Below are 14,882 nucleotides of genomic sequence, written 5' to 3' on the forward strand. Positions count from 1 at the left end.
AGTGATGGTTCGGTCTTCACGGAGTTTTATGAGAATGGTGATCCGAAGAGCGGTAAGACTGCTGAGGGTGTTTCCGTTGGGATCGTGTACAACTCGGATGGTGGTTCGGAGATAACGTACGGGTCGGGTGTTGTCGTTCGGGTGAACGGGAATGGCGATCCGGTGTGGATGAAGACGAGTGATGGTTCGGTCTTCACGGAGTTTTATGAGAATGGTGATCCGAAGAGCGGTAAGACTGCTGAGGGTGTTTCCGTCGGGATCGTGTACAACTCGGATGGTGGTTCGGAGATAACGTACGGGTCGGGTGTCGTCGTTCGGGTGAACGAGAAGGGCGACCCGTACTGGATGAAGACGAGTGATGGTTCGATCTTCACGGAGTTCGACGAGAAGGGACGTCCGGAGAAGGGCAAGACGAGCACCGGCGAAGACATCGACATCACGTACAACACCGGCGACGACGGGTACAAGGTCGTGGTCGGGGACAAGGTCACCGTGTACGGGCCCGACGGTGCCCCGATCAAGCTGACGGTCGGGGACGACCTCATCTTCGACAAGTTCGAGGCCGGCTTCTTCCGCCGCGGGTACGACGCCAAAACCAACCGCTTCTTCGGGATCGAGTACCTGCCTAACGGCGACGTGAGGTGGGTGTTCGGCAAGGACGACTGGATCGAGTTCGACCCCAACGGCACGCCGACCGAGGGGTTCAGGCCAGGACCCGACGGCGGCCACTTCTCCTTCGCGGTCGAGATCGACAAGCTGGCGTCTGCAGCCGACTTCACCGGGCTGCGACGGAGGGACATCGCGACGGAACTCGGGGACCTCCAGAGTGCGCTGAAGTCCGTCGAGGCGCACTGGAGGAGCCCGGCCGGAGGGAGCTTCCAGGCGTACGCGGCGGTTCTGAAGACGGCGGGCGACAACCTGCTCACCATGCTGGACGAGTCGGAGAGGAGGCTGCGCGCCACCTACCACAACTACGTCAACGCGGAGTCGCAGAACGCGGGGAACTTCACGCCGAAGTGATCGTCGGAGGAAGCCTCGATTCCGGTTGAACGGACTGCCCGACCGCTCCGTTGTCAGGGCACCCGGGTCTCGTGCCCGGGTGAACCTCGCGCCACGGGCACTGCCCTGGTGTTCGGCCCTGACCAGGAGGAGCAGATGCTCGGCATCGCCATCATCGACGACCATCCGGTGAAACGTGCCGGTCTGGAGAAGTTCGTCTCCGAGACACCGGGCCTCGCCGTCGCCACCTCGGTCCGGTGCGTCGAGGACCTGGACCGCGCGGGCGTGGCGTTCGACGTCTCCATTCTCGACGTGTCGTTGCGGCCCGGCGGCCCGGCGCTGTCGGTTATCGAGTCACTGGCGAGGCACGGCCCGGCCGTCGTCAGCTCGTCGTGGGAACGCCCGCTCACGTTCGGCGCGGTGCTGCGTGCCGGCGTCCGTGGGTACGTCGCGAGTCACTCGGACGGAGAGGTCATCGTCGCCGCCCTGGTCACGGTCGGGCAGGGGGGCTTCTACGTCTGCCCTGAGCTGACGGAACAGTTCCAGGCAGACCTGGTGCGCAACGTGAACGCCGATCCGGCCGGGCTGGCGCCCCGCGAGGTGGAGACGCTGCGCTGGATCGCCCGCGGCCTGACCCATGCCCAGATCGCCGGCCGGATGGGGCTCACCGAGGCGACGGTCAACACGTACGCCAAGCGCATCCGGGCGAAGCTCAACGCCGGAAACAAGGCCGAGCTGACGCGAATGGCGATCGAACTCGGTCACATGCCCAGCAACGGCCGCCGCTTCCCGGCGGCATGACGAACCACGGCACCCACGGCGTGACGAGCCAGGGTGCGACCGATCAAGGCGCGACGAGCTGAGACGAGACGACGTGCGAGGAGAGCGTGGAAAGTAGCGACGTGTCGACGATGGGGCCGCCGGCGGCGGGCCGTCCGGACGGAACGCCCGCCGCGCCGCATGCGGAACGCCTGGAGTTCGTCCGGGCGTTCATCGAGCACGCGCGGGCACAGCCGAGCCCGGACCGGCCCGTGGCCCGGCCGCACACCGCGCTGCTCGTGGCGTCCACGGCCGTCATCGGCGCGCTGCTCTTCGGGCTGGTGCTGGGGCTGTTCAAGGGCGGCGGGGCACGACCGGCGGGAACGCCGCAGGCGGCCAAGACCGGGCCGACGTCGTACACGGCCGTGACCGGTTGGGACTGTCGCAGCGCGGAGGACCACACGTTCGAGGCCAAGGGCCGTACGCCGGAATGGGCGACAGTGCGCGACGGCGCCTGGGCCGCGGACGGTTGCCGGGGGTCGTTCACGACCGTCCCGATGAGCGGTGACCCCAACATCGACGACCCGTCGCAGTCACTGGTCTGGGCGTTCCTCCCGGGCACGGGCGTCCAACGCTGCGAGGTGGCCGTCTACGCCCCGAAGATCAGTGGCGACGAGTTCAAGCCGGCCACCAAGGCCCAGTTCACGGTGACCGCCGGCCGCGACGGCGCGTCCCAGGGAACGTTCCAGCTCAACCAGGCGGCGCGATCCGGCGACTGGCAGGCGGCCGGGGCGTTCCCGGTCACCAACGGCAAGTTCACCGTACGGCTGAACACGCGCGGGAAGCCCGGCAGCGACCGGGAACGGCTCATCGTCTCCCAGGTGCGGATCACGTGCGGGCTGGCGGACAAGTGACGGAGCGTGGCGGGGTCGGAACCGCACCGGCCCGGATCGAGCGGGTCGGTGCGAAGGGCTGGGGCCGGCACCGGACCATCGGTGCGGCGGTCCGGGCGGCGGGGGACGGCGCAGTGGTCTCGGTGGCCGCCGGCCGCTACGGGGAGAGCCTGATCCTCGAACGCACCGTGCGGATCGTCGCTGAGGCGGGCGGCCAGGTCGAGATCGCGCCCGCCGAGGGACCGGCGCTCGTGGTCCGGGGCGGCACGGTGACCGTGCAGGGCCTGCGCCTGGTGGCGCAGGGGCGCGGCCGGCCGGCGGTCTCCGTCACCTCCGGAGCCCTGTCGCTTCAGGGCTGCGAGGTCCGGGGCGGGTACGTCGAGGTGACCGGCCGCGCGAGCGCCACCCTGCGCGACTGCACGGTCGCCGGGACCGCCGGCGCCGGCGTCGACGTCGCCGACTCGGCCCAGGCGCGGCTCGTCGGCGGCGCCGTCCACGACGTGGAGGGCGCCGGCCTCGTACTCCGTGGAGGTGCCCGCGTGGTGCTCTCCGGCACGGCGGTGCGCGAGGTGAGCGGTGCGGGCCTGCACCTGCGCGACGCCGCCTCCGTCGAGCTGGACCGGGTGGAGCTCTCGCACACCGCGACGGCTGCGCTGCTCGTCGAGGGTGAGGCGTCGGCGGTCGTGCGTGACAGCCAGTTCTTCGACAACGACGGCGACGCGGTGCAGGCGAGCGGCAGCGCGCCCTTCGCCGTCGGCTGGTGGCCCGACCCGCTGCCGGCCCGGCCGCTGCTCGACACGCCGGCGACCGGCGCGGACGAGCCCGGCGGGATCCGGCTGGAGCGCTGCGTGTTCGAGCGGACCGGTGGCACCGCCGTATCCCTCGCGGGTCCGGCCAACGCCGACCTGCGCGACTGCCGCATCGACACGGCCGCCGACGCGGGCGTGATCGCGAGCGGTGAGGTGCGCCTGGCGATGACCGGCACGCACGTGGCGCGGACCCGCAGCACCGGTGTCGCGCTGCTCGGAGGCGCGCAGGCCCGGATCGACGGCGGTACGGTCGTCGACACCGGTGCCAACGGCGTCTACCTGGCGGGCGAGGCGCGCGCGGTGCTGCGCGACACCACGGTGCGGCAGACCACGTACACCGCCGTCCACCTCGGGGGTACGGCGATCGCCGGGCTCGCCGACTGCGTGATCGCCGACACCTCGGAGTGCGGTGTCCGGGTGACCGGCGGGGCGTTGGTGCGGGTCGAGGGTGGTCGCGTCGAGCGCGCCCGGCAGCGGGGCGTGACGGTGGAGGACACCGGCGACGCCCACCTGCGCCACGTCACGATCTCCGAGAGTGAGGTCGGGCTGCGCCTCGACACCCCGCACCGACCGCTGGTCGAGCACTGCGTGATCAGCGACATCGGGCAGACCGGCGTCGAGGTGGCGAAGGGGAGCGGCCCGACCGTACGGCACACCAGGATCAGCGCGTGCGGCGGCGCTGGCGTGTTCGTGGACGCCGGTGCGGCCCCGGTGGTCGACGGCTGTGAGATCGAGCGCTGCGGTGGCACCGGCGTGGTGGTCTGGACCGGCGCGGACCCGTCGATCCGGGCCTGCACGGTGACCAACTGCAAGAAGAACGGGGTGTACCTGGGCGCCGACGCGGGCGGGACCGTCGAGGACGTCGACATCTCGGCCACCGGCTATCCGGCCCTGTACGTCGGTGCCGGCGCGGCGCCGGTGCTGCGCCGCTGCCACGTGCACGACGTGGAGGAGGACCTGACCCTCGTCGAGGGGGCGACGCCGACGTTCGACCAGTGCACCAGCGCGGACGTCGGCACCGCCACCATGCCGGCCGAGGACGGCGGGTCCCGGGTGCGACGGGTGGCCCTCGGGCACGCCGGGGACGCCGGCCAGCCCACCGCGCGAGCGGGGAAGCCGGATCCAACCGACGCCGACGAGTTGCCCGATCTGCTCGCGCAGCTCGACCGGCTCGTCGGGCTGGAGAAGGTCAAGCAGGACGTCGGCTCGCTCGTGAAGCTGATGCAGATGGTGCGGCGCCGCCGCGAGGCGGGACTCAGCCCTCCGCCGCTCTCCCGTCACCTGGTGTTCGCCGGCAACCCGGGCACGGGCAAGACGACAGTGGCCCGGCTCTACGGGCGCATCCTGCGCGCCCTCGGCATGCTCGGCAGCGGTCACCTCGTGGAGGCGGACCGCTCCACCCTGGTCGGCGAGTACGTCGGGCACACCGCGCCGAAGACACAGGCCGCCTTCCGGCGGGCGCTGCACGGGGTGCTCTTCATCGATGAGGCGTACGCGCTGGTCTCCGACGGCAACAGCATGGACTTCGGCCACGAGGCCATCGCCACCCTCGTGAAACTGATGGAGGACCACCGCGAGGAGGTCGTCGTCATCGTCGCCGGATATCCGTCTGAGATGACCCGGTTCGTCAACACGAACCCCGGCCTGGCGTCGCGGTTCTCCCGGACGCTGACCTTCGACGACTACACCACGGACGAACTGGTGAGCATCGTGCGGCACCAGGCCGCCGACCACGAGTACCACCTCACCCCCGAGGCGGTCGAGGGGCTGCGCCGGTACGTCGACGTCGCGGCCCGGGGTGAGGGCTTCGGCAACGGGCGCTTCGCCCGAGGCGTGTTCCAACGCATGACCGAACGGCACGCCGCCCGGATCGCCGACCTTGCCGTGCCCACCACCGCGCAGTTGACCACCCTCGAACCCCAGGACCTGATCGACCTGACCGGCGCGCCCTAGGAGCAACTGGTGTCCCGCATCTCGTTTCACCGTCCGGCCCGGTTCGCGCCGCCGCCGGCCCCCGCCGACAAGGTGGTCCTGCCGGCCCCGCCGGAGGTCAAGCCGAGCAACGCCGGCCTGCTCACCCTGCTGCTCCCGCTGCTGAGCAGCCTCGGCATCGCGGCCTACATGGTCTCCTACGGCCGGCCCATGCTGATCGCCCTCGCGATCATCTTCGCGGTGGTGTCGTTCGCCGCCACGATCGCGTCGCGGGTGCAGAACAAACACAACGAGCGCCGGTCGCTGCTACGCCAACGGGCCCGGTACCGCGCGCTGCTGATGGACGTACGGACCAGCGCCCGGCAGGTCGCCTCGACGCAGCGCATGCTGGGCGCCTGGGCGCACCCGGAGCCGGACCGGTTGCTGGCGATCGCCAACAACGGCCGCCGGGTGTGGGAACGGCGGCAGTCCGACCCGGACTTCCTCCACGTCCGCATCGGCCTGGGCGACGCCGAGCTGTCGACGCCGATGCAGATCGGCACCCGGCTGGACCCGCTCGCCGACTACGACTGGGAGTCGATGCGGGCAGCCCGCCGGCTCGTCGACTCGCTGGGCAAGGTCGGCCGGCAGCCCATCCCCGTCGACCTCGGCTCGGCGGGCGTGGTCAGCCTCGTCGGGGCACCAGACGACGTGGCGGCCCTCAGCCGGGCGATGCTCTGCCAGCTCGGCGTCATGCACGCCCCCGACGACGTGCTGGTCGCGGTCGAGGCGCCCGACGGCGCGGCGTGGGAGTGGGCGAAGTGGCTGCCGCACACGTTCGAACCCGAGTCCCGGCGTCGGGCCGGGGCGATCCCGTTGATCGCCACCCAGTCCGGTGGCTTGGCCGACTTCCTGGAGCGCGAGCTGCGCCGGCGCGCCGAGCAGCTCGCCGCGCGGCGGGTCCAGGCGAGCTTCGACCGCGGCGCGGCCCCGCAGCAGCAGCGGCTCGTCGTGCTGTTCACCGCGTTCGACCCGGTGTCGGAGTGGGGGCGTTCGCCGCTGCTGCGTTCGCTGCTGGAGGCCGCCGGACCGCAGCTCGGCATCACGCTGGTCTTCCTCGGTCAGCGGGAGGTCGACGAACCGGGCCGCGTCGACCTGCGGATAACCATCGCCGAGGACGGCGGGCTGAAACTCACCGGCCGGACCGGTGCCGGCGCGGCGGACGGCGAGCACTCGTCGGCCGACCTGCTCAGCCCGACCATGGCGGAACTCATCGCCCGCGCCCTCACCCCGCTCATGCTCACCGACGAGCAGGAGCAGGTGCTCGCCCGGACGGTGTCGATGCTGGAGACGCTGCTCAGCGGGCGCGGCGTGGACGGCGTGCTCAACTCGCTCTGGGACGGCATGACCCCCGAGCGGTTGTTGAAGGTGCCGATCGGCACGGACGGCGACGGGCACGCCGTCGTACTGGACATCAAGGAGTCGGCGCAGGGCGGTTCCGGGCCGCACGGGCTCATCGTGGGTGCCACCGGCTCCGGCAAGAGCGAGCTGCTGCGTACGCTGGTCGCCGGCCTCGCGATCACCCACCCGCCGGAGCTGCTCAGCCTGGTCGTGGTCGACTTCAAGGGCGGCGCGACGTTCGCGCCGCTCGCCGAGCTGCCGCACGTGGCAGGCATGATCACAAACCTGGCCGACGACGCGGCGTTGATCGACCGGGTACGGTCGGCGCTGGTCGGCGAGCAGCAGCACCGGCAGCAGTTGCTGCGGGCCGCCGGCAACGTCGACTCGATCCGCGACTACCACCGCAAACGCGCACTCGGTGAGCCCGGCCCGAACGGCGAGCCGCTGGAGCCGATGCCCTACCTGCTCATCATCATCGACGAGTTCGCCGAGCTGCTCTCCGCCTATCACGAGTTCGTCGACCTGTTCGTCCAGATCGGACGCGTCGGCCGCAGCCTCGGCATGCATCTGCTGTTCTCCACCCAGCGGCTGGAGGAGGGCCGGCTGCGCGGGTTGGACTCGCACCTGTCGTACCGGATCTGCCTGCGTACGTTCAGCGCGCAGGAGAGCCGCACCGTCATCGGCACCACGGACGCGTACCGGCTGCCGCCGATTCCGGGCTCCGCGTACCTCAAGGTGGACGAGTCGATCTACCGGCGGTTCCGGGTGGCGCACGTCTCCTCGCCGTTCGTCGCGCCCGAGGATCGCGCACAGGAGCCGCCGGCCTCGATCGTGCCCTACGACCTGCGTGGGCTCGGGCGGGCGGACCTGTCCGAGGAGGAGCCCGAGGAGAAGCCGGTCGTCGCCAAGGACGGTCCCACCGAGCTGGGCGTCATCGTCGACCGGCTCAAGAGCCTCGGCACCCCCGCGCGGCAGGTGTGGCTCCCGCCGCTGCCGCGCGCCGTGCCGCTCGACTCGCTGCTCGGACCGGTCGCCGTCGAGTCCGGGCGCGGGCTGTCGGCGAACATGTGGCCGGTCGCGGGCCAACTGCGGATCCCGATCGGCGTGGTCGACCTGCCGTCGCAGCAGGCGCAGGAGCCGCTGCTGCTCGAGTTCGGCGGGCCGCACGGCAACCTCGCCGTCGTCGGCGCGCCCCGCTCCGGCCGCAGCACGCTGCTGCGCAGCCTCATGCTGTCGACGATCCTCACCCACACGCCGGCCGAGGCGCAGTTCTACTGCATCGACTTCGGCGGCGAGACGCTCCACCCGCTCGCCGCTGCCCCGCACGTCGGCGGCGTGGCCGGTCGGATGGACCACGAGATGGTGGGCCGGATACTGGCCGACACCCGGTCGCTCATCGTCGGCCGGGAAAGGCTGTTCCGCGAGCTCGGCATCGACTCGGTCGACGAGTTCCGGGCGCGGCGCGAGTCGGGGCGGTTGCCGGACGGGCTGCGCGCCGCCGACGTCTTCCTCGTCGTCGACAACTGGGGCGCGCTGCGTACCGAGATCGAGAACCTGGATCCGATCCTCACCGAGATCGCCTCCCGTGGTCTCGGCGTCGGCGTCCACCTGGTGCTCACCACGAACCGGTGGACCGAGATTCGTCCGCCGCTGCGCGAGAGCATCGGCACCCGACTGGAACTGCGGCTCAACGACTACAACGAGTCCGACATCAACCGCCGCATGGCGCAGGCCATGCCGGCGGGACTGCCGGGCCGGCTGCTCTGCCCGCCCGGCGTGTACGGCCAGGTGGTGCTGCCGCGCGTCGACGGTCGGGACACCGACGAGGGGCTGCGCGAGGCCCAGCAGGACCTCCTGGCGAAGGTGGGTCCCGCCTGGCTCGCCCGGCCGGCACCCGCGGTCCGAATGCTGCCCGAGCGGATCCACCGGCACGAGCTGCGCGCCGACGAGGAAACGGCGTCAGCGGTGCCGATCGGTATCGGCGAGCCGGAGATCGCGCCGGTCAGCCTCGACCTCGTCGCGGACGACCCGCACTTCCTGGTCCTCGGCGACACGGGCGCGGGCAAGAGCGTGTTCCTCCGGACCTGGCTGCGGAACCTGATCGACCGGCAGACCGGCTGGGAGGCGCGGGTGGTGCTGGTCGACTACCGGCGGTCGCTGCTCGGCATCGTGCCGGCGAGCCACCTCGGCGCGTACGGCGCGGACGCGCAGACGACCCGCGCCTACGCGCAGCAGGTCGCCGAGAAGCTGCGGGAGCGAATGCCGCCACCGACCGTCACGGCGGAGGAACTGCGGGCCCGCAGCTGGTGGGAGGGACCGGAGATCTACCTCGTCGTCGACGACTACGACCTCGTCGGCGGCGGGGCGCAGTCGCCGCTCCAGCCCCTGCTCGAGTTCATTCCGCACGCCCGTGACATCGGCTTCCACGTCGTGCTCGCCCGCCGGGTCTCCGGCAGCGGCCGGACCCAGGTGGGCGACGCGCTCTACGGCCGGGTCAAGGAACTCGGCGGCGGCGGGCTCATCCTCTCCGGCGATCCGCGCGAGGGCGCGCTGCTCGGGACCGAGAAGGCGGCGTCGCGCGCGCCCGGGCGCGGGGCCCTGGTACGCCGGGGGCTCCCCACCCGGATGATCCAGGTCGCGCTCGACCAGCCCGACGACGATCCGCCCGCGACCACCGACTCCCCGGCGGCCGCGTCGACCGCCTCGACGAGCGCCCCGTGACCCGGCTCGTGGGCGGGGCCGGGACCGGCGGGGACACCGGAATCAGTCACTGTCGCGGTCCCCGCCCCGGCTGCGATGCTGCCCCCGTCCGGGTCGGTCCTTACCGGACGGAGAAGCCGGCCAGCCCGGTAGACCAACCCGTTAGGGCCACCCAGAACAGAGGAGGACGTCGTGCCGTTCGGCGTAACACCGGAATACATCGCCACTGCGGCGATCGACTGCGATACGACCGCGTCCGAGATCGAACAGAGTCTCACGGCCGTACGGCAGTACGTCGTCTCCCTGCGTGACGAATGGGAGGGCGTCGCCGCCCAGAACTTCGACTCGGTCATGCACGACTTCGACGTGTTCGGCACGATGCTGCACAACGCGCTGCTCAACATCGGGGCCGGCCTGCGCGGCAACTTCAACAACTACGTCGACGTCGAGGACTTCGCGGCGGGCAACCTGGTCACGGTCAACAACGAGATCCCCGGCGTCTATCTGTGACGCCGGCTTCGGCCAACGTCGCCGGCCTGGTGCCGGCCTCGGCCAACGTCGCCGGCACCAGGCCGGCCCGGAAGGAGCCCTGTCATGCCCGACATCTATAACACCCCGCTGAAGGTCCCCGAGTCCCTCGGGGGTGCAGGCCCGTACATCAACGGGGTCGCGGGAGAGATCATCGACCAGCTCGTCATGCTGGAGAGCAAGCTGTCGCCGATCTCCACCACCTGGACCGGTGAGTCGGCCACGTACTTCGAGGACCAGCGTCTGGCGTGGAACGTGGCCTCGGACGGGCTCTTCGGCCCGGAGGGGGTGCTGGGCATGATCGCGCACGCCCTCCGGGTGAACTACGACAACTACACCGAGGCCGAGCTCGCCAACACCCAGACGTGGAGGCACTGAATAGATGTCCGACCAGCGCAGCCTGGTGACCGTCGTCGGCTCCCGGCGGCGGGTCGACGTCGCCCTGCCCGCCGGAGCCCCCGTCGGGGAGTACGCGTCACGCCTCGCGGACCTCTGTGGCCAGGACAGTCATGACGTCTTCCCGCCCGCGTGGTCCCTTGCCCCCGCCACCGCGGCACCGCTGGCGCTGGAGCACTCCCTGGCCGACGCCGGGATCGCCGACGGAGCGGTGCTGTACCTGGTCGATGTCGCCGGCGATCCCGGCGGCGAGCCGGCGATCGAGGACATCGAGGAACTCGTCGCCGACGAGACCGCCGGGTACCGCCGGCGCGAGCCGCCGCGTGGTCTCGTGGTCATCGCGTTCGCCCTGGCCTGGCTGGCCGCGGCCGGTCTTCTCCTGCTGCGGCTGGACGCCGGGGTCACGGCGGCCATCGCGCTGACCGCGACGGCACTGGTGCTGCTGGGCGCCTCCTGGGCGATACGGCAGCGGCGCTCGGCCGTGTCGCCCGCGATGTGCCTGGTCATGTCCCTGACGGCGGCGCTGTGCCTGGCCGCGGCCGGGGGGCTGTTGGCTTCCATGATGGAAGGCGCCCTGTCGTGGGTCGGGATGGTGGTCGGCGCGAACGTCGGCGTGGTGATGGCGCTGGCCACCACACCCGAGATCATCCTGTTCGCGGTGGAGCTGCAGCTCCTGGTCGGCACGCTCCTGCTGCCGCTGTTCCTCGCGCTGCGGGTGAGTGCCGCCGAGGCGGCGGCGGCGGTCACGGTCGCCGCGGTCGCGTTGCTCGGCGGCTCGAAGTGGATCGCCGGCAGCATCTCGGCGTGGGCCTCCCAGCCGCCGAAGCCGAAGTCGGGCGCGCCCATCGCGCAGGCGGTCACCATGCTGCTGGTCCGCGCCCGGCGGATCCTCGCCGTGGTCATCGCGGGTCCGGTGCTCGCGCTCGCCGTCGCGCTGCCGGTGCTGGCGGTCTCCGGTGGCTGGTGGGGTATCGCGTTGGCCGCTGTCGCAAGCGCGGGGCTGCTCATCCGGACCAAGCAGGCGGGCTTCGCCAGCGAGGCCGTCATGCTCGGCGCGGGCGGCTTCATCGGCCTGTTCGCGGTGCTCGCCGCGCTCGCCGACCGGTTGGGTGGGCAGGGCCTCACGGCGCTCGTCCTCACGGCCGGCGGGCTGGTGGTGCTCGGCACCGGCCTGACCCTCACGCTGGTCCAGCTACCGCTCACCGACGCGACCAGGGACGTCTCGCTGGGCGGCGCCGCCGCGGCCGGACGCCGGTCGGCCGTCGACATCGTCGGAATGCTCTGTGGCCTCGCGGTCGCACCACTGGCCATGGGCCTCTACGGCGTGTACAGCGAGCTGAGCGCGATGGGGCGCGGCCTGGTCAGCTGACGCGTCCAAACCTGGGGAGAGCCCCGGCGAACCGGGCCGCCGTCGTGGATGAGTCTGCCCGACCCGCCCACGACGGCACCCTGTCGACGGCCCTAGACGAGTAAGTCCTGACCCTGCTCGGGCTGTGGGCGCAGCCGGCGGCCGGCGGTGACCGTCGGTCACCTCCGTCAGGGCGGATGCGGTGCTGAGCGGTATACCTCAGAGTCATATTCATACCTCTGAGGTATACCGCTCAACCACACATCGGCATGGCAGGCAGCCAAAGCGGATGGCGAGCGTCCTTCACTGCGGGCATGGACGAAGGGTGTTGAAGATCCGTTTGTGACGACAGACCTCAACACCCTTCTGAACCGCACTGTACGTGAAGATCGACGACTGGCTCGGGTGTCCACTCCGGACGGGTAGGCCACCGAAGCTCTCCGACGCGGAGTTGCTGACCCTGGCCGTCGCGCAGGCGCTGCTCGGGGTGCGTTCCGAGGCCCGTTGGCCGTGGTCCTCGATCATGATCCGGACCTCGTCACCGACCGTCCGGGCCTGCTGATCGTGGCGGAAAAGGAGTACGTCTGCGCCGAGTTGGACCGATGGCTGGCCGAGCGGGGGGTGCGGTTACTACGGCCGTCGTACCGCAACCACACCCCACGCCCGGACGAGCACCTACTCAAACTCGACCTTGAGTTACACGGTGGCCGGAGTATCGAAAGGGGTAGCCGTCCGAGTCGCCCAGCGGCTCCTCGCGATGACCGCCGCGATCTGGCACAACCGGACCACGGGGCAGCCCGTGACCAGATCCCTGATCGCCTACGACCACTGGCCCAACTTCGGACGTACTCGTCTAGATGATGGGTTTGAGTGGCGGCGGGTCGGGGAACTTCGCGCCGTAGTCCACGTTGGCGTAGATCTGGCCGGCGTTGTCGACGGTCAGCGCGTACTGACCGACCAGATGGATCACGTCGGCGCACGCCATCAGCAGGTTGTCCATGTACGTGTTGACCTGAGTGACCTGTGCCGGACTGGCCCCATAGTAGTTGTCGTCGTAGTCGTCGGGCGCGGCTTGCGGTCCCTGCATGCCGCAGACCATGTTCGGGAAGTAGCTGTCCTGCTCGCCGTTGTACGCGTTGCCGTCCCCTTCGATCTGGTCTTCGTCCGTCACGGAGAAGATCCAGTTTTTGCGGGCCTCGACGTAGCTCTTGAAGTCGTTGTAGTCCTTCACCTGCCCGTCGAGCTCGCTCAGCATCGCGATCACCCGGTCCTCGATGTCGCCGGTGCTGACCTCGAACGCCTTGACGTCCGGGACGGCCTCCGGCGGCTTGGCACCCGCGTCCGGCGCTACCGGATCCTGTACCTCGATCTTCGGGCCCGAGAACCACTGGGGCGACGCGCTCGTATCCCGTTCCCAGGTTGTCTGGATGCTCAGCGTCGGCGGTGCCACGTCCGCCGGCGGGGGTGTGATCTTGGCCGGATCCGCCATCCGGAACTTCCCTTCGGGTAGACCCTTCTCGTCGCGGGACTGTCCGACGACCGGTCCGGTCGTCCGCTGATTCCGCATCGTCACCGTCGCGCGTAGCGGCCCCGCTGGCAACGTCCCTTTTCCGGGACCGGCCGGCGGACGAACGTGGATCTTCTCGGCCGCCCTTGGTCGCCGTAACGTCGCCACGGGTCTGTGAATCGGGGGGTGGGGACGTGGGTGATGCGTCACCGAACCATCCCGATCCCGACAAGATCGATGATCTCGCGAATCGCTGGAAGGCGTACGGCGAGCGGCTCGCCGAGCTGAAGAAGGCCACCGGCCAGGCCCGGGACATCACCTGGACCGGAGAGACCGCCATCCAGTCGGATCGCGTGGCCGATCAGATCGACAGGCGAATCACCGAGATGGTGAACGCGTGCACCTCGATGTCCGAGTCGCTGCACGACATGGCCAACGGGGTTCGCGACGCGATCAAGCAGAAAAAGGCCGAGGAGCTCATGAACATCATCATGGGCGTCCTCGGGGCGGCGGGGATCCTGTTCCTTGGTGCCGTCGGCCCGCTCGCCAGCGCGTTGGCGAACATGGCCCGGCTCGCCTGGCTGGCGACGGCCTTCAACGCGATCATGCGGGCGATGAACGTCGTCGGCGACCTGATCGCGTCACTGGTCACCTACGTGCCCGTGATCAGGGGCGCGGCGAGCGCCATCGGTGCGATCGTCAACGGCATCGTCTGGGCGGCCGGCATCAGCTTCGGTGTCCAGGGTGGCGTGAGCGCTGGCATGGGCGTGCCATTCCAGCCGGATCCGGCAATGGAGATCCTCAACATTCTGGTGGGCGGGGCGGCGGGACTGGCGTTCGGCGGCAACAAACCGTTCACCCGCATCAGCAAGGGCGGCGAGTGGTTCGGCAAGGTGAACTTCGACCTGCCGAACATCAACGACCTGACCGGCGGGCTGCGCTTCGGCGGCCCCCGGCCGGACCCGTCCGGCCGGGCGCGTACCTCCGGCGGGGGCAGCTCGACCAGCGTGCCGCCCGTGCGCCTGACCGACCAGCCGGGGCCGCCGAGCGTCGGAGCAGACGCCTCCGGCACACCGCCACCCCCGGTCCGCACGACGACGGCGGACATCGAGTCGAGCACCGGCCTCCACCGGCCCGGCGACTATCCCTCGGGCCACTTCGAGTCCGCGACAGGTGGCACCGAGGGCGTCGGTACCACCGGGCCGCCGCCGGTCCCTGCGCCAAGGACTCGAGTCTCCGGCGGTGGTCCCGGCGGACCCGGCCGCCAGGACCAGACGGTCGGCGACGGCCCGGTGGCTTCGCCCAGGCCCGACACCGCCGTAAACGGGCCCCCGCCGCGGACGGGGCAGGCGCCCGGCACGCCACCGCCAGCCCGCCCTGTCGACGACGGTCGCGCGCCCGTCGAGTCGACGGCCTCCACCTCCGGTTTCCGACCGGCGAACCTGGACGCCCAACCCCACACGCCGACTCGCATCGGTGCCGAGTCCACCCCTACGCACCCCGGTCCCGGTCGTCTCGGGGCGAGCGCGAACGCTCCGACCGGGCCCGGTGGTCCGGGCGAGCCGCCCCGCTCGCTCGGTCGGGGCCCGCAGGATTCGTTGGCGTCGTCGGGCAGCGGGAGCCCGCGGGGG

Annotated in this window: 9 protein-coding genes and 2 pseudogenes; 10 read left to right on the forward strand and 1 reads right to left on the reverse strand. The window is 70.9% G+C overall.

Annotation, left to right across the window (positions count from 1 at the left end; translation table 11 throughout):
• The 9 genes and pseudogenes from ACLQ28_RS19960 to ACLQ28_RS20000 all read left to right on the forward strand — a co-directional run.
• A partial coding sequence (locus ACLQ28_RS19960; protein ID WP_425687792.1) for a WXG100 family type VII secretion target occupies window positions 1–1,020 on the forward strand: 1,020 nt, incomplete at its 5' end.
• A 108-nt stretch (window positions 1,021–1,128) separates the two neighbouring features.
• The gene (locus ACLQ28_RS19965) at window positions 1,129–1,800 is read left to right on the forward strand and encodes a LuxR C-terminal-related transcriptional regulator (protein ID WP_425687793.1); all 672 of its coding nucleotides are present in this window, start codon (window positions 1,129–1,131) and stop codon (window positions 1,798–1,800) included.
• A gap of 86 nt (window positions 1,801–1,886) precedes the next feature.
• Window positions 1,887–2,672 carry a hypothetical protein gene (locus ACLQ28_RS19970; RefSeq protein ID WP_425687794.1) on the forward strand — a complete coding sequence of 262 codons (786 nt, stop codon included), beginning with the start codon at window positions 1,887–1,889 and terminating at the stop codon, window positions 2,670–2,672.
• A complete protein-coding gene (locus ACLQ28_RS19975) occupies window positions 2,669–5,413 on the forward strand; it encodes a right-handed parallel beta-helix repeat-containing protein (protein WP_425687795.1) in 2,745 nt (914 codons plus the stop codon). Before ACLQ28_RS19970 ends, ACLQ28_RS19975 begins: the two co-directional genes overlap by 4 nt.
• Before the next feature lie 9 nt (window positions 5,414–5,422).
• Window positions 5,423–9,493 carry a type VII secretion protein EccCb gene (gene eccCb / locus ACLQ28_RS19980; RefSeq protein WP_425687796.1) on the forward strand — a complete coding sequence of 1,357 codons (4,071 nt, stop codon included), beginning with the start codon at window positions 5,423–5,425 and terminating at the stop codon, window positions 9,491–9,493.
• A 171-nt stretch (window positions 9,494–9,664) separates the two neighbouring features.
• Window positions 9,665–9,982: a WXG100 family type VII secretion target gene (locus ACLQ28_RS19985; RefSeq protein WP_204940878.1), complete on the forward strand. Its 318-nt coding sequence runs from the start codon at window positions 9,665–9,667 to the stop codon at window positions 9,980–9,982.
• Window positions 9,983–10,066: 84 nt separating this feature from the next.
• Window positions 10,067–10,378 (forward strand): WXG100 family type VII secretion target, encoded by a 312-nt coding sequence (locus ACLQ28_RS19990; protein WP_425687797.1) that lies wholly within the window; start codon window positions 10,067–10,069, stop codon window positions 10,376–10,378.
• Window positions 10,379–10,382: 4 nt separating this feature from the next.
• Window positions 10,383–11,765: an EsaB/YukD family protein gene (locus ACLQ28_RS19995; RefSeq protein WP_425687798.1), complete on the forward strand. Its 1,383-nt coding sequence runs from the start codon at window positions 10,383–10,385 to the stop codon at window positions 11,763–11,765.
• A gap of 321 nt (window positions 11,766–12,086) precedes the next feature.
• Window positions 12,087–12,573: pseudogene (locus tag ACLQ28_RS20000) on the forward strand (hypothetical protein); the annotation flags it as partial.
• A 24-nt stretch (window positions 12,574–12,597) separates the two neighbouring features.
• Here the strand turns inward: ACLQ28_RS20000 and ACLQ28_RS20005 are convergent.
• Window positions 12,598–13,311, reverse strand: a complete 714-nt coding sequence (locus ACLQ28_RS20005; RefSeq protein ID WP_425687875.1) for a hypothetical protein — start codon at window positions 13,309–13,311, stop codon at window positions 12,598–12,600.
• Window positions 13,312–13,445: 134 nt separating this feature from the next.
• On the opposite strand from ACLQ28_RS20005, the pseudogene ACLQ28_RS20010 reads away from it, so the two are divergent.
• Window positions 13,446–14,882 (forward strand): annotated as a pseudogene (locus ACLQ28_RS20010) (hypothetical protein); the annotation flags it as partial.

Source organism: Micromonospora sp. DT201 (assembly GCF_049841575.1).
Taxonomy (GTDB): Bacteria; Actinomycetota; Actinomycetes; order Mycobacteriales; family Micromonosporaceae; genus Micromonospora.

What these genes read in the sequence shown, in the direction of transcription:
- ACLQ28_RS19995 (WP_425687798.1), top strand. Translation starts at nt 10,383, where the DNA reads ATGTCCGACCAGCGCAGCCTGGTGACCGTCGTCGGCTCCCGGCGGCGG.
- ACLQ28_RS20005 (WP_425687875.1), bottom strand. Translation starts at nt 13,311, where the DNA reads ATGCGGAATCAGCGGACGACCGGACCGGTCGTCGGACAGTCCCGCGAC.
- ACLQ28_RS19990 (WP_425687797.1), top strand. Translation starts at nt 10,067, where the DNA reads ATGCCCGACATCTATAACACCCCGCTGAAGGTCCCCGAGTCCCTCGGG.